The organism is Burkholderia pyrrocinia (genome assembly GCF_001028665.1).
In the GTDB taxonomy this organism is placed as follows: Bacteria; Pseudomonadota; Gammaproteobacteria; order Burkholderiales; family Burkholderiaceae; genus Burkholderia; species Burkholderia pyrrocinia.
Window position 1 is genome coordinate 660,505 of record NZ_CP011503.1, and the last position, 17,647, is coordinate 678,151.

14 protein-coding genes are annotated in these 17,647 nt (G+C 68.0%); 4 read left to right on the forward strand and 10 right to left on the reverse strand.

The window, feature by feature from the left end:
• Positions 1–149: 149 nt before the first annotated feature.
• Genes ABD05_RS03085 through ABD05_RS03095 form a run of 3 tightly spaced genes read right to left on the reverse strand, consistent with a single transcriptional unit; the run spans position 150 to position 6,166 of the window.
• The gene (locus ABD05_RS03085; protein WP_047898906.1) at positions 150–1,673 is read right to left on the reverse strand and encodes an efflux transporter outer membrane subunit; all 1,524 of its coding nucleotides are present in this window, start codon (positions 1,671–1,673) and stop codon (positions 150–152) included.
• Positions 1,673–4,873: an efflux RND transporter permease subunit gene (locus tag ABD05_RS03090; RefSeq protein ID WP_047898907.1), complete on the reverse strand. Its 3,201-nt coding sequence runs from the start codon at positions 4,871–4,873 to the stop codon at positions 1,673–1,675. The genes ABD05_RS03085 and ABD05_RS03090 overlap by 1 nt, the downstream gene beginning before the upstream one ends.
• 15 nt (positions 4,874–4,888) lie before the next feature.
• On the reverse strand, positions 4,889–6,166 hold the full coding sequence (locus ABD05_RS03095) for an efflux RND transporter periplasmic adaptor subunit (RefSeq protein ID WP_047898908.1): 1,278 nt from the start codon (positions 6,164–6,166) through the stop codon (positions 4,889–4,891).
• A gap of 399 nt (positions 6,167–6,565) precedes the next feature.
• Here ABD05_RS03095 and ABD05_RS03100 point away from each other — a divergent pair, with 399 nt between their 5' ends.
• A complete protein-coding gene (locus ABD05_RS03100; RefSeq protein WP_047898909.1) occupies positions 6,566–7,207 on the forward strand; it encodes a TetR family transcriptional regulator in 642 nt (213 codons plus the stop codon).
• 106 nt (positions 7,208–7,313) lie between these two features.
• Here ABD05_RS03100 and ABD05_RS03105 read toward each other — a convergent pair whose 3' ends face one another.
• Complete coding sequence (locus tag ABD05_RS03105) at positions 7,314–7,979, reverse strand: cysteine hydrolase family protein (RefSeq protein WP_047898910.1); 666 nt, start codon at positions 7,977–7,979, stop codon at positions 7,314–7,316.
• A gap of 151 nt (positions 7,980–8,130) precedes the next feature.
• On the opposite strand from ABD05_RS03105, the gene ABD05_RS03110 reads away from it, so the two are divergent.
• Positions 8,131–9,144 (forward strand): helix-turn-helix domain-containing protein, encoded by a 1,014-nt coding sequence (locus ABD05_RS03110; protein ID WP_047898911.1) that lies wholly within the window; start codon positions 8,131–8,133, stop codon positions 9,142–9,144.
• Between the two features lie 65 nt (positions 9,145–9,209).
• On the opposite strand, the gene ABD05_RS03115 is transcribed toward ABD05_RS03110, so the two are convergent.
• The 6 genes from ABD05_RS03115 to ABD05_RS03140 all read right to left on the reverse strand — a co-directional run bounded on the left by ABD05_RS03115 (position 9,210) and on the right by ABD05_RS03140 (position 14,592).
• Positions 9,210–9,917, reverse strand: a complete 708-nt coding sequence (locus ABD05_RS03115; RefSeq protein WP_047898912.1) for an SRPBCC family protein — start codon at positions 9,915–9,917, stop codon at positions 9,210–9,212.
• A gap of 28 nt (positions 9,918–9,945) precedes the next feature.
• A complete protein-coding gene (locus tag ABD05_RS03120) occupies positions 9,946–10,305 on the reverse strand; it encodes a DUF427 domain-containing protein (protein WP_047901050.1) in 360 nt (119 codons plus the stop codon).
• Positions 10,306–10,441: 136 nt separating this feature from the next.
• Positions 10,442–10,879: a carboxypeptidase-like regulatory domain-containing protein gene (locus ABD05_RS03125; protein ID WP_047898913.1), complete on the reverse strand. Its 438-nt coding sequence runs from the start codon at positions 10,877–10,879 to the stop codon at positions 10,442–10,444.
• A gap of 104 nt (positions 10,880–10,983) precedes the next feature.
• Positions 10,984–12,468 (reverse strand): DegQ family serine endoprotease, encoded by a 1,485-nt coding sequence (locus tag ABD05_RS03130; protein ID WP_047898914.1) that lies wholly within the window; start codon positions 12,466–12,468, stop codon positions 10,984–10,986.
• A gap of 111 nt (positions 12,469–12,579) precedes the next feature.
• A complete protein-coding gene (locus ABD05_RS03135) occupies positions 12,580–13,926 on the reverse strand; it encodes an ATP-binding protein (RefSeq protein WP_047898915.1) in 1,347 nt (448 codons plus the stop codon).
• 3 nt (positions 13,927–13,929) lie between these two features.
• Positions 13,930–14,592 (reverse strand): response regulator, encoded by a 663-nt coding sequence (locus tag ABD05_RS03140; RefSeq protein WP_047898916.1) that lies wholly within the window; start codon positions 14,590–14,592, stop codon positions 13,930–13,932.
• A gap of 201 nt (positions 14,593–14,793) precedes the next feature.
• Between ABD05_RS03140 and dacB the strand changes: the two genes are divergently transcribed.
• Together dacB and ABD05_RS03150 are read left to right on the forward strand one after the other, a co-directional pair.
• Positions 14,794–16,326, forward strand: a complete 1,533-nt coding sequence (gene dacB / locus ABD05_RS03145) for a D-alanyl-D-alanine carboxypeptidase/D-alanyl-D-alanine endopeptidase (RefSeq protein ID WP_047898917.1) — start codon at positions 14,794–14,796, stop codon at positions 16,324–16,326.
• A 387-nt stretch (positions 16,327–16,713) separates the two neighbouring features.
• Positions 16,714–17,628: a sterol desaturase family protein gene (locus ABD05_RS03150; protein ID WP_047898918.1), complete on the forward strand. Its 915-nt coding sequence runs from the start codon at positions 16,714–16,716 to the stop codon at positions 17,626–17,628.
• Positions 17,629–17,647: the final 19 nt, after the last annotated feature.

Consider the following 17,647-nt stretch of genomic DNA (forward strand, 5'->3'; position numbering starts at 1 on the left):
CGGGAAGCCGATGCGATGAAACACATCGACCGGCGCGTCGGCTCGGGCACAAAAAAAACGCCACGGACTTTCGTCCGTGGCGTTGACGTTTGCGCATACCGCCGGTTCGACGGACAGGAGCGGTCGCCCGCTCCCGCGCTGCTTCGCGCTTACCCGTTGGTTGCCGCTGCCGACGCGGGCGCAGGCGCTGCCGCCTTGTCGTAGTCGACCGGCGCGTCCGGCGCGCGCGGCGTCTCGCCGGCCTGCTGGATCCAGCCGCCACCCAGTGCGCGGTACAGCGTGACGAGGTTCGTCCAGCGCGCCAGACGCGCACTGATGAGCGTCTGCTGCGCGGAGTACAGGTCCGTCTGCGCGGTCAGCACCGACAGGTAGCTGTCGACGCCGTTCTTGTAACGCAGGTCCGACAGGTCGAAGCGCCGCTGCTGCGCATGCTCGTTGCGCTCGAGCGCGGCGATCTGCTGGTCGTACGTGCCGCGTGCAGCCAGCCCGTCCGACACTTCGCGGAATGCCGACTGGATCGCCTTCTCGTAGTTCGCGATCTCGATGCGCTTCTGCACGTGCGCGAGATCGAGATTGGCGATGTTCGAACCGCCCTCGAAGATCGGCACCGCAATACTCGGCGCAAACGACCACGCTGCCGTGCCGGCCTTGAACAGGCCGCCGAGCGTCGGGCTCGCGGTGCCGAACGCCGCCGTCAGCGAGATCTTCGGGAAGAACGCCGCGCGCGCCGCGCCGATGTTCGCGTTCGCGGCCAGCAGCGTCTGCTCGGCCTGCATCACGTCCGGACGACGCGTCAGCAGGTCCGACGGCAACCCGGCCGGCACGTCCGTCAGCAGGTTCTGCGCGTCGAGCGGCATGCCCGGCGGCAGGTCGTCCGGCAGCGGCTCGCCGATCAGCAGCACCAGCGCGTTCAGCGCCTGCGCACGCGCACGCGCCTGCGCCTGCTGGTTCGCGAGCGCCGTCTCGACGACGGTCTGCGCCTGACGCAGCTCGAGCTCGGAGCCCGTGCCGTTGTCGAACTGCAGCTTCGTCAGGTCGTACGACGCCTGCGCGGTCTTCAGCGTGTTCTCCGTGACCTTCAGCAGGTCGTCGGTCGACAGCAGCGTCAGGTACTGGTCAGCCACCTGCGACACCAGCGAGATTTCCGACGCCTGCCGCGCGTACGCGGTCGACAGGTACTGCGCGAGCGCCTGGTCCTTCAGGCTCTGCACGCGGCCGAACAGGTCGAGCTCCCACGACGCGGAAAGCCCGACGTTGTAGCTGCGCGAGATCAACGGCGCCTGCGTCGACGACACGCCGGCCGGGAAACGCTGGATGCTGCCCGTACCCGTGGCGTCGAGCGTCGGGAACAGGCCCGCGCGCGTGATCTGGTACTGCGCGCGCGCCGCCTCGATGTTCAGCACCGACACGCGCAGGTCGCGGTTGTTCTTCAGCGCGATCTCGATCAGCCGCTGCAGGCGCGGATCGACGAAGAATTCGCGCCAGCCGATGGCGGTCGCCGCCTGGCCGTTCGCGCTGCGCGCGCCGGCAGCGCCCGGCTGCGTCGCGTAGACGCCGCCGGCCGGGTACGCCTGTGCGACGGGTGCGTCGGGCCGCTTGTAATGCGGCGCCATCGTGCAGCCCGTGGCAAAGAGCGCGACCGCGATTGCAGTCAAAGCGTGTTTTTGCATCATCACTGTCCCTTGTTGCCTTCGTCGCCGTTGCCCGGCTTCTCTTCGTGCTTCGCGTGCTCCTGAGCCAGGCGCAATGCCTCGTCGGCATCTTCCCGTTCGCCGCTGAAGATCGCGCGGACCTTCACGAAGAACATCGGGATCAGGAAGATCGCGAGGAACGTCGCCGTGATCATCCCGCCGATCACGCCCGTGCCGATCGCGTGCTGGCTCCCCGAGCCCGCGCCGTTGCTGATCGCGAGCGGCATCACGCCGAGAATGAACGCCATCGACGTCATCAGGATCGGGCGCAGCCGCTGGCGCGCCGCTTCCAGTGCGGCCTCGACCGGCCCCATCTTCTCCGTCACCTGCAACTCGCGCGCGAACTCGACGATCAGGATCGCGTTCTTCGCCGACAAGCCCACGGTGGTCAACAGGCCGACCTGGAAGTACACGTCGTTCTCGAGGCCGCGCATCGTCGCCGCGAGCAGTGCACCGATCACGCCGAGCGGCACCACCATGATCACCGAGAACGGGATCGACCAGCTTTCATACAGCGCCGCGAGACACAGGAACACGACGAGGATCGAGATCGCGTACAGGATCGGCGCCTGCGAACCGGACTGGATTTCCTGGAACGACAGGCCGGTCCACGAATAGCCGATACCGACCGGCAGCTTCTTCGCGAGCCCTTCCATCGCGGTCATCGCCTGACCGGTCGACTTGCCCGGTGCGGCCTGACCCTGGATTTCCATCGCCGAGACGCCGTTATAACGCTCGAGCTTCGGCGAACCGTACGTCCAGTGACCGGTCGCGAACGCGCTGAACGGCACCATCCCGCCCGACCCGTTGCGCACGTACCAGATGTTCATGTCGTCCGGCGTCATCCGGAACGGCGCATCGGCCTGTACGTAGACCTTCTTGATCCGGCCATCGGTGTCGAGGAAGTTGTTCACGTACTTCGACGCCCATGCGATCGAGAACGTCTGGTCGATCGCATCCGCCGTCACGCCGAGCGCATTCGCCTTCTCGCGGTCGATGTCGACCTTGTACTGCGGCGTGTCGTTCAGGCCGTTCGGGCGCACGCCCTGCAGCGTCGGATCCTTCGAGGCCATCCCGAGCAACTGGTTACGCGCGGCCATCAGCGCATCGTGGCCGAGACCGGCGTTGTCCGTCAGCTCGAAGTCGAAGCCGGCGGCCGTACCGAGTTCAGGAATCGACGGCGGGTTGAACGGGATCACGATCGCGTCCTTGTAGCCCGCATAGCGCCCGAACATCCGGCCGATCAGTGCCTGCACCTTCTGGTTTGCATGCTGACGCTGCGAGTAGTCCTTCAGACGCACGAACACAAGACCGGAGTTCTGGCCGCGACCCGCGAAGCTGAAGCCGTTGACCGTGAACGCCGATTCGACGATTTCCTTCTCGTCCTTCAGCAGGTAGTCGGAAATGTTCGCCAGCGTCTTCGCGGTCGTTTCCTGCGTCGAACCCGACGGCGTCTGCACGATCACGAACATCAGGCCCTGGTCTTCATCGGGCAGGAACGACTTCGGCAGGCGCACGAACAGCAGGCCGACCCCGACGATCACGGCCAGGTAGATGATGAGCCAGCGGCCCGAGCGCTTGATCACGTGATGCACGCCGACGTGGTACTTGTCGCGGCTGTTGTTGAACGTGCGGTTGAACCAGCCGAAGAAACCCTTCTTCTCTTCGTGATGCCCTTGCGGGATCGGCTTCAGGATCGTCGCGCACAGTGCCGGCGTCAGAATCAACGCGACGAGCACCGACAGCACCATCGCCGTCACGATCGTCAGCGAGAACTGACGATAGATCGCGCCGACCGAACCGCCGGAGAACGCGACCGGCACGAACACGGCCGACAGCACGAGCGCGATGCCGACGAGTGCGCCGGTGATCTGGCCCATCGCCTTGCGGGTTGCCTCCTTCGGTGACAGGCCCTCTTCCGCCATCACGCGCTCGACGTTCTCGACCACCACGATCGCATCGTCGACCAGCAGGCCGATCGCGAGCACGAGGCCGAACATCGACAGCGTGTTGATCGAGAAGCCCACCAGCGACATGACTGCGAACGTGCCGAGCAGCACGACCGGCACCGCGATCGTCGGGATGATCGTCGCCCGCAGGTTCTGCAGGAACAGATACATCACGAGGAACACCAGCACGATACCTTCGAGCAGCGTCTTGACCACTTCCTCGATCGACAGCTTCACGAACGGCGTCGTGTCGTACGGATACTTCACGACGAGGCCGTGCGGGAAGAACGGTGCCAGCTCGTCGATCTTCGCGCGCACGGCCTTCGCGGTCGCGAGCGCGTTCGCGTTGGTCGCGAGCTGGATACCGAGTGCCGCGGTCGGCTGACCGTTGTACTTCGTGTCGAAGTTGTAGTTCTCGCCGCCGAGCTCAAGCTTCGCGACGTCCTTCAGGCGCACCTGCGAGCCGTCCTGGTTGACCTTCAGCAGGATGTTGCCGAACTGCTCGGGCGTCTGCAGCAGCGTCGATTCGGTGATCGTCGCCTGCAGCATGGTACCCGGCTTCGCCGGCGTGCCGCCGATCTGGCCGCCCGCGATCTGCACGTTCTGCGCGGTGATCGCGGAGCTCACGTCGACCGGCGTGAGGCCGTAGTTCGTCAGGCGGTTCGGGTCGAGCCAGATCCGCATCGCGTACTGCGAGCCGAACAGCGTGACGGTACCGACGCCGTTCAACCGGCTGATCGGATCCTTCACGTGCGACGCCACGAAGTTCGCGAGGTCGTACTTGTTCATGCTGCCGTCTTCGGAGTTGAAGGCGAGCACCAGCAGGAAGCTGCTGCTCGACTTCGTCACCGACAGGCCGAGCTGCTGCACGACCTGCGGCAGAACCGGCGTCGCGAGCGACAGCTTGTTCTGCACCTGGACCTGTGCGATGTCGGCGTTGGTGCCCGGCGCGAAGGTCAGCGTGATCGTCGCGTTGCCCGAGTCGTCACTCGTCGACGACATGTACAGGAAGTTGTCGAGACCGCTCATCTGCTGCTCGATCACCTGCGTCACCGTGTCTTCCACCGTCTTTGCGGAAGCGCCCGGGTAGTTCGCGGTGATCTGGATCGATGGCGGCGCGATCGTCGGATACTGCGAGATCGGCAGCGTGAAGATCGCCGCGACCCCGGCCAGCATCAGGATGATGGCGATCACCCACGCGAAGATCGGGCGATCGATAAAAAACTTTGCCATGAAACAGGCTCCCTGTTATTGCGCGCTCGAAGCAGCGGCAGCGCTCGCCGGCGCGGCGCCCGATGCGGCGGCACCGGAAGCAGCAGCGGCGCCGGAACCGGCGGCAGCCGGTGCGGCGGTTGCGGCGGCAGCGCCCGATGCGGCATCGGCCGCCGATGCGAGCTGCGCCGGCACCGACTTCACGGTCGCACCCGGGCGTACCTTCTCGCCGCCCTGCACGATCACGTGATCGCCCGCTGCCAGACCGCCTTCGACGATCCAGTTCTGGCCCTGCATGCCCGTCGTCTTCAGCGGACGCGGCTCGACCTTGTTGCCGGCGTTCACCACCATCGCGATCGCCTGGCCCTTCTGGTCATGCGTGACACCGATCTGCGGCACCAGGAACGCGTTCTCGTTCACGCCTTGCTCGATCCGCGCGCGCACGAACATCCCCGGCAGCAGCACGCGGCCCGGGTTCGGGAAGACCGCACGGATCGTCACCGAGCCGGTGGCCTGGTCGACCGTCACGTCCGAGAACTGCAGCTTGCCCGGCTCCGCATAGGTCTTGCCGTCCTCGAGGATCAGCGACACCTTCGCCGCGCCCGGGCCGCTCGTCTTCAGGCGGCCGCTCTGCACGTCCTGGCGCAGCTTCAGGCCTTCGAGGCTCGATTGCGTGAGGTCCACGTACACCGGATCGAGCTGCTGCACCGTCGACATCAGCGTCGCCTGGCTCGCCTGCACGTACGCGCCCGGCGTCACTTGCGAAATGCCGACGCGGCCGGTGATCGGCGAGACCACGTCCGTGTAGCCGAGGTTGATCTGCGCGGTGTCGACCGCCGCCTTGCCGGCCGCGACGTCCGCCGCGGCCTGCCCTTGCGTGGCCACCGCGTTGTCGTAGTCCTGCTTGCTGACCGCGTTCGCGGCCACCAGCACCTTGTAGCGCGCGACCAGCGCGTTCTGCGTGACGAGGTTCGCCTGCGCCTTCGCGAGCGTCGCCTTCGCGCTGTTCAGCGCGGCGAGATACGGCGCCGGATCGATCTTGTAGAGACGCTGGCCGGCCTTGACGTCGGTGCCTTCGGTAAATTCACGACGCAGCACGATGCCGTCGACCCGCGCGCGGACCTGCGCAACGAGGAACGCGCTGGTGCGGCCCGGCAGCTCGCTGAAGACCGGTACGGCTTGCGGCTGGACGGTGACGACGCCGACTTCCGGCGTTTGCGGCGGCGGTGCCGATTCTTTTTTTCCGCATGCAGCCAGGAAAACCGCGGCTGCCGCGACAGTGATCAAGCGGTATGGAACCCGTTCGACGCGCATGGAGCGACCTCTGTGTGTAACCAATGGAATAAGTGCAGCACCCGACGGGAGCGCAACACGGATGCGCCTCGCGGCGCAGATCGAACACCTGAATTACTGGACTGCTGGATACAGCACGTCGGCACGAAACCTCCATGCCGACGGGATGCAGCGAACTGCGGACTGGTACTTAGGGCGGGAATCAGCAGAGTGGGATATTAACTGATTGCCACTTGGGTCATTCGATCGTAGGGTGGTATTGTATATACATTCACGAATGTATGTAAAAAGCCCGTTTGTGTCGCCGCGGCTGTCCAGTCTTACGAATTATTACCAATCGCAAGCATAGCCCGTCCCCTTGGCGACGACGAGGGTTATAGACCCTATATTCACCTACGATCGATCCAATCAGGCCTGCACATGGTCAGACGTACCAAGGAGGAGGCGCTCGAGACGCGCAATCGCATTCTCGATGCCGCCGAACACGTGTTCTTCGAGAAGGGCGTGTCGCACACGTCGCTCGCGGACATCGCCCAGCACGCCGGCGTCACGCGCGGCGCGATCTACTGGCATTTCGCGAACAAGAGCGAGCTGTTCGACGCGATGTTCGACCGCGTGTTCCTGCCGATCGACGAGCTGAAGCGGATGCCGCTCGACGCGCCGGGCGGCAATCCGCTCGAGAAGATCCGCAAGATCCTGATCTGGTGCCTGCTCGGCGTGCAGCGCGACTCGCAGTTGCGGCGCGTGTTCAGCATCCTGTTCATGAAGTGCGAGTACGTCGCGGACATGGAGCCGCTGCTGCAGCGCAACCGCGCGGGAATGAGCGAGGCACTGCACGCGATCGACGCCGATCTCGCGGTGGCCGTCCGGCAGAAGCTGCTGCCCGATCGGCTCGACACGTGGCGCGCGACCCTGATGCTGCACACACTCGTCAGCGGCTTCGTGCGCGACATGCTGATGCTGCCCGACGAGATCGACGCCGAGCGGCATGCAGAAAAGCTCGTCGACGGCTGCTTCGACATGCTGCGCTACAGCCCGGCGATGCTGAAGGAAGGCGACTGACGGCGCGGCGGTTGCCCGCGCGCCGTTTCATTTTTATCGATTGCCGAGCCCGGCCGCACCGCGGCCGCGGCAACGCCCTGCCCGCCACCCCATATCCCCGGCCGGCTCAGGCCGCCTTCGGGCGATGCGTGCGGGCCCGCCGGTTCGACGCGGCCACCGAATCGCGCTTGGGCATCGGTGCGCCGGCCAGTCCCGCGATCCACGCGTCGGTCGACATCACGGCCGCGAAGTTCGACTGGAACACCACCGTGTACGAACGGTGTATCTCTTCGGCGCTCGCCGAGCCCGCTTCGTTCTCGTACGGCAACGCGCCGGTCGCATCGTCCAGGTACTCGACGTTCAGTCCCGCATGCGCCGCGTGATAGACCGTCGACGCATTGCAGTTGTGCGTCATGTAGCCGGCCACCGCGAGCGTGTCGATCCCGCGCGCGTCGAGCCATGCGGCAAGATCGGTCCCGGCAAACGAACTCGCCTGCGCCTTCTCGATCAGGTGAGCGTACGGCCGGCCGGCGACGACCGCGTGCAGCGCAACGCCGTCGGTGCCGGGCGCGAAGATCGGCGCGCCGGCCGGCGCGACGTGCTGGACGACGATCACGGGCACGCCGGCCGCATGCGCGGCGTCGATCGCGCGGCCGATGTTCGCGAGCGACACGTCGATCGGCGGATACTCGATCGGCAGGTTGCCCGTCACGTATTCGTTCTGGACGTCGATCACGATCAGCGCGCGGCGGGAAGCGGGATGGGAAGCGGAATGCGGGGCGGTGTTCGACATGGCGAGCTCCTGTCCTGACGCGCGGCCCCGCCCCGGAACGGGACGGCCAGCGGCGCGATGCGATGCATTGTCGGGCCGCATCGCCCGTGCAGATAGTGGCCCGATAGCCATTCTTCGATAGAATCGGGCCATCGCCATTCCGGAGCCCGCCATGACCGCCGCCGCGTCACCCGCGTCGCCCGCCCCGACCGTCGTCGCCGTGATCGCATACGACGGCATCAGCCCGTTCCACCTGTCGGTGCCGTCCGTCGTGTTCGGCAAGGAACGCGACGCGGCCGCGTCGCCCGTGTTCGAATTCCGCGTCTGCTCGACCGAGCGCGGCCCGCTCGCGACGACGGGCGGCTTCACGATCACCGCGCCGTACGGGCTCGACGCACTCGACGACGCGGACATCGTCATCGTGCCGGCGTGGCGCGACCCGGACGAAGCGCCGCCCGACGAACTGCTCGACGCCGTGCGCGCGGTCGCCGCACGCGGTGCGCAACTCGTCGGGCTGTGCCTCGGCGCATACGTGCTCGCCGCGGCCGGCCTGCTCGACGGCCGCCCGGCCACCACGCACTGGGCGTGGGCCGACGACTTCGCGCAACGCTTTCCGCGCGTGAAACTCGATCCCGACGTGCTGTACGTCGACGACGGCAACCTGATGACGTCGGCCGGCACGGCCGCGGGGCTCGACTGCTGCCTGCACGTCGTGCGGCGGCGCTTCGGCTCGGACGCTGCGAACCAGATCGCGCGCCGCCTCGTGATCCCGCCGCACCGCCAGGGCGGGCAGGCGCAGTACGTGCCGCAGCCCGTCGCCGCGCACCCGCGCGATGCGCGGCTCGCGGGCCTGCTCGACTGGGTGCGCGCACACCTCGACGCCGCGCACAGCGTCGATTCGCTCGCCGAACGCGTGCTGATGAGCCGGCGCACGTTCACGCGCCACTTCCGCCAGGCGACCGGCACGACCGTTACCGCATGGCTGCAGGCCGAGCGGCTCGCGCGCGCGCAGCATCTGCTGGAAACCACCGGACAATCGATCGACGCGATCGCGCAGGCGGCCGGCTACGGGTCGAGCGTGTCGCTGCGCCAGCATTTCGCGGGCGTGCTCGGCACGTCGCCGTCTGCGTATCGAAGGGAATTTCGCGGCGCCGGAGCCGGTGCCGATGCCGATGCGGGGCAGTAATGTGCGCCGCGGGCGCAGCGGGCGGATCGCGAAGCGAAACCGGCGGTGTTCAGCCGGTCTGCCGCTCAGCCGCCGTTGATCCAGCGTGCCGCATAAAGCAGCAGCGCGACGAACACGATCATCGCCACCCATGCCCAGACGGGCACCGTGCCGGAACCGCGATGATGCAGCGCGCTGGCAGCACGCCCGGTCAGCGCGCCGCCGAGGTGCGGCGGCAGCGGACGCTTCGTCGCGGCCATCAACGACGCCGGCCGCAGGAACACATGCTGGCGCCGCTGCGCGGCCGGGTTCGCGCGATTCGGCGCGAGACCGTGCTTCGCCTGCACGACCGCGCAGAACTCGCGGAAGAAATCGTCAGTCCACTCGCGCAGCGCATTCTCGATCTGCCGAGCCGGCAATTCGGCGAGCGGCCCGCTTGCCGTCGCCCAGACCACGTACTCGAGGCACGTGGCGTTCGCATCGTCATCGGGCAGCAGCACGAGTTCGACCTGGCCGCGCAGCGCGCCGAGGCCGTCGGCCCGCGCCTTGAAATTGATCACGCGGCGCGGCTGCCCTTCCGCGTCGCCCTGCTCGCCGGCCGCATGCGCACGCACGTCGTAGTGCGCACGGAGCGGGCCGAGCGGCACCGTGATCGTCAGCGCGAACTCGCCGTGCGCGAGCTTCTCGAACGATTCGCAATGGTCGAAGCTCGCCCGCAGCAATGCGGGATCCTCGAAGGCTTCCCGCACGACAGGCAGCGCGAGCGGGACGCGTAACGTGTCGTTCAGTTCCATGGTGCCTCCCCGATGAACGCGCGCCGCATCAGGACGTCTCGACGAGACTGTCGATCCGTGCGACATCGAAGGCAACGTAGTGCGCGAGCGCGGCCGCCGCCTCCTTCGGTTCCTCGTAACTCCATGCGGCGTTCTCGATCACGCCGTCTTCCGTCTGCAAGTCGAAATGCACGGCCTGCCCCCTGAACGGGCAGGCTGTCGTAACGCCCGATTTCACGAGCCTGCGCATGTTGACGTCGCGGCGCGGCAGGTAATGGACGTCCGGCCGCCCCGTTTCGCGCACGGTCAGCACGCCGTGCGAATCGGCATACGTGATGCCGTGATGGATCACGCGCACGCGATGGCGGTTCGGCACGATTTCAAGGTGAGGATCGGCTGCATCGGACATCGTTTCTCCTTCGGGCGGCCCGGCAGGCAGGCCGGTGGCAGGAAACGAAAAAAGCCACGGCACGCATGCCGTGGCTTTCATTATGGGCGAAACTTCGTCCGATTGCGCGCCCCGGGCCGGGGCCGCGCGCGGCGGGCTACTGCGCGCTCCACTGGAATGCGGTTTTCGCGCCGCCCTTCGCGCCGACCGTGACGGCGCGGGATTCTTCGTTGCCCTGGTACGTCGCATGCACCGTATAGCGCCCCGGCGGCACCTGCACGAGCATGTACGGCCCGCGCGCGTCGGTTTTCAGCACTTCGGCACCCTTGTCGTCGACGATCCGCACATGGACGTCGGCCAGGAATTCGCCGCCCTTGCCGGTGAAGCGCAGCGCCAGCGGCCACTTCGCCTCGTTGCGCTGGAACGCCGTCGATTCGTCCTGCCCGACGCCGCCGGACACGAAGGCGACGTCGCCCTGCTGGCGCGCAGCGGGCAAGCCGTCCGACTGCGCGTACGCGCCGGTCGCGCCGGCTGCGAAGCCGGCGGCCAACGCCACGGCGACGGCAAATCGGGACACGTTGCGTAGATATTGCATGGCTCTCTCCTTTGGGTCGGAACACATACGGGGCGCCACGCCACGGGGTCGGACGGCGGCGGCGCCCGCCGCGGCCGGCCTGGCCGGCCGTCGGTCGTCGCCGGTCAGCTCAGGTCGACCGGCACGAAGATCTGTGCATTATCGCGCTGGATCAGCAGCGCAAGACTGTTGCCCGCGCCCTTCACCGCGTCGCGCAACTGCTCGGGGCTCGTGACCGGGCGGCCGTTGACCGCGAGGATCACGTCGCCGGGCTGGATCCCCGCGTTGGCGGCCGGCCCGCCGGCCTGCTGCACGATCAGCCCGTGCGACAGGTTGTCGGCACTGCGCTCCTGCGGCGACAGCGGACGCACCGCGACGCCCAGGCGGCCCTGCTCGACCGGCCCGTTGTCGTTCGACGCGAGTTTCGCATCGGCCATCGCGCCGAGCATCACGCTGATCGACTTCTTCGACTTGTCGCGCCAGATCTGCAGGTCGGCCTTCGAACCGGGCTTCAGGTTCGCGATCTGCGCAGGCAGCGACGTCGAATCGGCGACCGGCGAGCCGTTGACCGACAGGATCACGTCACCCGGCTGCAGGCCCGCCTTCGCGGCCGGGCCGTTCGGGTCGACCGAGCTGACGAGCGCGCCGTCCGGCTTCTGCAGCCCGAACGAGCTCGCGAGGGTCTGGTTCAGCCCCTGCACGGCAACGCCGAGACGGCCGCGGCTCACGTGGCCCGTCTTCACGAGTTCGTCCTTCACCTTGATCGCCTCGTTGATCGGGATCGCGAACGACAGGCCCTGGAAGCCGCCCGTCTGCGAATAGATCATCGAGTTGATGCCGATCACCTCGCCCTGCAGGTTGAACAGCGGGCCGCCCGAGTTGCCGGGGTTCACCGGCACGTCGGTCTGGATGAACGGCGTGTAGTTCTCGTCCGGCAGCGCGCGCGACTTCGCGCTGATGATGCCCGACGTGACCGTGTTGTCGAAGCCGTACGGCGAACCGATCGCGACGACCCACTGGCCGACCTTGCTCTGCGCCGGATCGCCGATCTTCACGGTCGGCAGGCCGCTCGCGTCGATCTTCAGCACCGCGACGTCGGACTGCTTGTCGGAGCCAACGACCTTCGCCTTGTATTCGCGCTTGTCGGTCAGCCTGACCGTGACGACGTTCGCGCCGTCGATCACGTGCGCATTGGTGAGGATGTACCCGTCGGAACTGACGACGAACCCGGAACCGAGGCTCGCGCTCGGCTGGTCGTCCGGCTGCGCGTCGCCGCCCATCCCCGGCACCTGGCCGTAGAAATGCTTGAAGAACTGGTAGAACGGGTCGCTCGGGTCGATCGGCAGTTGCGGCTGCGGCACGCGCCGCGACACCTGTTTCACGACGTGCTTCGCGCTGATGTTCACGACTGCGGGGCCGTAGGTCTCGACGAGCCCGGAGAAATCGGGGATGCCGGTCTTCGCGGCCGCTTCGGCCGGCATCAGCGCGGCCGCCTGCGCGGGCGTGATGATCTGCGGATCGGCGCGGCGGGTGCCGGCGAAGTAACCGGCCGACAGGGCGGCCGCCACGGCGACCGCGACGGCGCCGCGCGCAAGGAATCGGGTGTTCATCGTAGGACCTCCTCTTTGTTAGGACGCAGCGTAACGACCCTGACTTAAAGGAGGCTTAATCAGCCTTAAGCGGGGCTTAATCGGCCCCCGAAGCACGTCCGGCGCGGATCTTCACACGGATTCCGGCTGCCGCGGCGCCTCGGTCGGCATCTCGGCGTCGCGAAACACGACGCTGACGAGCAGGCCGCCTGCGGCCGCGTCGCCGAGCGACACCGTCGCGCCCTGCTGCGCCGCCACGCGCTTGACGATCGCGAGCCCGAGCCCGCTGCCCGACAAGTCGGCGCGCGCCCGCGCGGAGCTGTCGCGGTAGAAGCGGTCGAACACGCGCTCGCGCTCGTCGGCCGGGATGCCGGGCCCGCTGTCGCCGATCTGGACGCACGCACGGCCGGCCGCGTCGGAGGTCAGCGACACGTCGATGCGGCCGCCGTCCGGCGTGTACTTCACCGCGTTGTCGAGCAGGTTGCCGAACATCACGCGCAGCGCACCAACGTCCGCGACGACGCTCGCCGCGCGCGTCTCCTCGAAGCCGAGATCGATGTCGCGCCGCTGCGCGAGCGGTGCATGCGCGGCCACGCATTCGGCCAGCAGCGCCTGCAGGTCGACCGGTTCGCGCATCGTCGCGCCGTCCGGCTCGGCGCGTGCGAGCGCGAGCAACTGCTCCGCGAGGCGCGTCGCGCGCGTGACGCCGTCCTGGAGATCCGCGACCGCCTCGCGACGCGACGCATCGTCCTTCGCACGTGCGACGAGCTGCGCCTGGATCTGCACGGCCGCGAGCGGCGTGCGCAGTTCGTGCGCGGCGTCGGCCACGAACGCCTTCTGCGTGTCGAGCGCGGCCGACAGCCGCGCGAGCAGCCCGTTCAGCGCCCGCACGAGCGGCTGCACCTCGAGCGGCAGGCGCTCGTCGGGCAGCGGATCGAGCGCTTCCGGCCGGCGTGCCTCGACCGCGCGCGTCACGCGGCCGAGCGGCGCCAGCCCGCGCCCGACGATCACCCACACGGCCGCGCCGAGGAACGGCAGCAGCACGATCAGCGGCCACAGCGTGCGCAGCGCGACGTTCGCCGCGAGCCGGTTGCGCACCGACAGCGGCTGCGCGAGCTGCACGACGTTGTCGCCGACGATCGCACCGTACACGCGCCATTCGCCGCGATCGGTGCGCTCGGTCGAGAAGCCGAGCTCCGCCCGGGGCGCGATCGGCGCGCGCGGATGCGAGAAGTACATCAGCACGCCGTTGCGGTTCCAGATCTGGATCACGATGCCTTCGTCGCCGTTGGTGCGCGAGCCGAACACCTGCGAGAACGGCTCGGACGGCAGCGCCGCGGCGATCTCCTGAAGCTGGTAGTCGAACAGCTCGTTCGCCTCGGCGAGCGCCTGCCGATAGATGAGCCAGCCCGCAGCGCCCACGCCCGCGACGACGATCGCGAGCAGCCAGATCAGCAATTGATGACGAATCGACCTCACGCGTCAGCTTTCCTTGACGACCATGTAGCCGAGCCCGCGCACGTTGCGGATCAGGTCCGAGCCGAGCTTCTTGCGCAGCGCGTGGATGTAGACCTCGACCGTGTTGCTGCCGATCTCCTCGCCCCAGCCGTACATCTTTTCCTCGAGCTGGCTCTTCGACAGCACCGCGCCGGGCCGCGCGAGCAGCGCCTCGAGCAGCGCGAACTCGCGCGCGGACAGCGCGACGGGCGCGCCGTCGAGCGTCACCTGGTGCGAAGCGGGATCGAGCGTCAGCGCGCCGTGGCGGATCAGCGACTCGCTGCGCCCGGCCTGGCGGCGGATCAGCGCGCGCATCCGCGCGCCCAGCTCGTCGAGGTCGAACGGCTTGACGAGGTAGTCGTCCGCGCCCGCGTCGAGGCCCTTCACGCGATCGGCGATGGCATCACGCGCGGTGACGATCAGCACCGGCAGCGCCAGCCCGCGCGCGCGCAGCGTGCGCAGCACGTCGATGCCGTCGCGCTTCGGCAGGCCGAGGTCGAGCAGCAGCAGGTCGTACGTCTCGCCGCCGAGCGCCGTGAGCGCCGCGTCGCCGTCCTGCACCCAGTCGACCGCAAAGCCGTCCGAGCGCAGCGCCTTGCGCACGCCCTCGGCAATCATTCGGTCGTCTTCGACAAGCAGAATCCGCATCGGGACAGGCATCCATGGGTCGGGTGAAACACGCCGACCATTGTAGCGCCGCGAATCGCGTGCGCGGCATGCCCGCGGCAAAGTGATGCCGCCATGCGGCACGACGCGCGATTTCAGCGGGCATTTGCCCACTTGTCTCTACAATGTGCGCTTGCGCGCGACGCACGCGCCGCCCGAGCCCCTGCTTACCCGTATTCGTCCATGCCGATTTCCACCCTTTCCGCCCGGTTCGCCCCGAGCACCCGCGCCTGCCTGCGCGCAGCCGCCGTCATCGCCGCCTGTACGGCCCTGGCCTTCGCGCCGCCCGCGCAAGCCCGCAAGAAATCCCACAAGGAAGCGCACAAGACCGCCGTCGTGTCGCCCGCCGCGCGAGCAGCCGGCCTGCCGGCATCGGTGCTCGTCTCGCTGCAGCGCGCGAAGGTGCCGGCGTCGGCGATGAGCGTCGTCGTCGAGCGCGTCGGCGACCCGGAACCGCTGATCGCGTGGAATGCGAGCCGGCCGATGATGCCGGCGTCGACGATGAAGCTCGTCACGACCTTCTCGGGCCTGTCGATCCTCGGCCCCGACTTCCGCTGGCGCACGACCGCCTACACGGACGGCACGGTCGACCCCGACGGCACGCTGCAGGGCAACCTGTACATCAAGGGCACCGGCGATCCGAAGCTCGTGCCGGAAGAGCTGATCGACCTCGTCGACAAGATCCGCAAGGCCGGCATCAAGCGCGTGGCCGGCGGCCTCGTGCTCGACAAGAGCTATTTCGCGGCATCGACGCGCGACCTGCCGTCGTTCGACGACGACGTGAGCGCCCCGTACAACGTCGGCCCCGATCCGCTGCTGTACGCGTTCAAGGCCGTATCGTTCACGGTCACGCCGGGCGACGACGGCAAGGTGGCCGTCGACGTGCTGCCGCCGCTCGCGGACCTGTCGATCGACAACCAGCTGGTCGAAGGCACGGGCTCGTGCAGCGCGGCCGCCGCGGCCGCGCGCCCGACGCTGACGGCCGGCGCCGGGATGATGACCGCGTCGTTCGCCGGCGACTATCCACTGCGCTGCGGCGCGCGCACGACCAACCTCGCGATCCTCGATCACACGACGTTCTTCGCGCGCGGCTTCCTCGCGCTGTGGCAGCAGGACGGCGGCACGATCACGGGGCCCGTGAGCGAAGGCAAGGTGCCGACCACCGCGCGGCCGCTCGCCGTGCATCACAGCCCGGTGCTCGGCAGCATCGTCTACGACATCAACAAGTTCAGCAACAACGTGATGGCGCGCAACCTGTTCCTGACGATCGGCGCGGTCAGCGGCAAGCCGCCCGCGACGCCCGAGCAGTCGAGCCGCGCGATCCAGGCGTTCCTGCAGAAGAACGGCATCGCGATGCCGGACCTCGTGCTCGAAAACGGCTCGGGGCTGTCGCGCGAAGAACACGTGAGCGCGCTGTCGCTCGCCGCGCTGCTGCAGGCCGCGAACGCGAGCCCCGTTGCGCAGGCGTTCGTCGATTCGCTGCCGATCGCCGGCATCGACGGCACGATGAAGAACCGCCTCACCAACGCCGGCGTGCTCGGCAACGCGCACATCAAGACCGGCACGCTGCGCGACGTGCGCGCGATCGCCGGCTACGTCGCCGGCGCCGACGGCCAGAGCTACATCGTCGTCAGCTTCATCAACAACGATCACGCGGAAGGCGCGCGCGCCGCGCACGACTCGCTGCTCGAATGGATCTACGCGGGCGCGCACTGATGGCTCCGTGCGCCGCGATGCGGCGCATCCCTGCCCCTCTGTCGGCGTGCGTCGGCCACGAGGCGGCACCGCGCTTCGGGCAGCCCTGGCGGGCGGCCCGTGCGGCCTGCCGCCGCCCCGCACACGGAATCCCGACCTTCGCGGTTTGAAACGGCCGCCATCACCGGCGCGCGATGCACCGCACGCCAGCCGTGCCCGCAAAACGGGGCCGCACCGCCCGCCCCCGCGCCGCACGGTTTCCGTAGAAACCCTGTCCTCAGAGGGAACCCTCTACGCTGCCCCCTCGCCTAGCGCGAGGCGATTGCGTAGGCTGTTGGCCTGATCGATATCTACAACGGGCTGCACGCCCGGCCTCACGGCCTGCAGGGGAAAGGAGGAGACACGCCCATGCGATTCGACGTCGAATTGCTTCTGCTCGCGCTGGCGCCCGTCTTCCTGCTCTGCATCGCGTGGGAGGCCTGGCACCTCGCCCGCACACGTGCGCAGGACGCTGTCTATGCGTGGCGCGACACGCTGTGCAATGCGGCGCTCGCGCTGATGCACCAGGGCGCGGACAAGATCGCGTGGCTCTTCGTGATCCCCGTCTACGCGTACTGCTACCAGCACTATCGCCTGTTCACGTGGCACGACGGCTGGCTGTCGTTCGCGGTGCTGTTCGTCGCGCAGGACTTCCTCTACTACGTGTTCCATCGCGCGAGCCATCGCGTGCGCTGGCTGTGGGCCGCGCACGTCGTGCACCACTCGTCCGAGCGGATGAATTTCTCGACCGCGTTCCGCCAGAGCCTGATGTACCCCGTCGCGGGCATGTGGGTGTTCTGGCTGCCGCTCGCGTTCGCAGGCTTTCCGCCGCAACAGGTCGTCGGCATCGTGCTGATCAACCTCGCGTTCCAGTTCTTCGTGCACACGCAGGCGATCGGCAAGCTCGGCTGGCTCGAGTACGTGTTCAACACGCCATCGATCCACCGTGCGCACCATGCGCGCAACCCGCGCTACATCGACCGCAATTACGCAGGCGTCCTGGTGATCTGGGATCGCCTGTTCGGCAGCTATGTCGAGGAAACGCCGGACGACCCGCCGCAGTACGGGATCGTCGAGCGGCTCGGCTCGAACAACCCGCTCGTCGCGACGTTCCACGAGTGGGTGTCGATGGCGGCCGACGCGTTGCGCGTCGACGGATGGCGCAACAAGCTGCGCGCGATTTTCGGCCCGCCCGAGTGGGCGAGCGCTTATCATGCGCAGATCGACGAGGCCGCGAACCAGGATCCGCGCACCGTGCCGCTTGCGGCTGCGCGTGACCAATAACCGTTTCAGCCAACGGCCG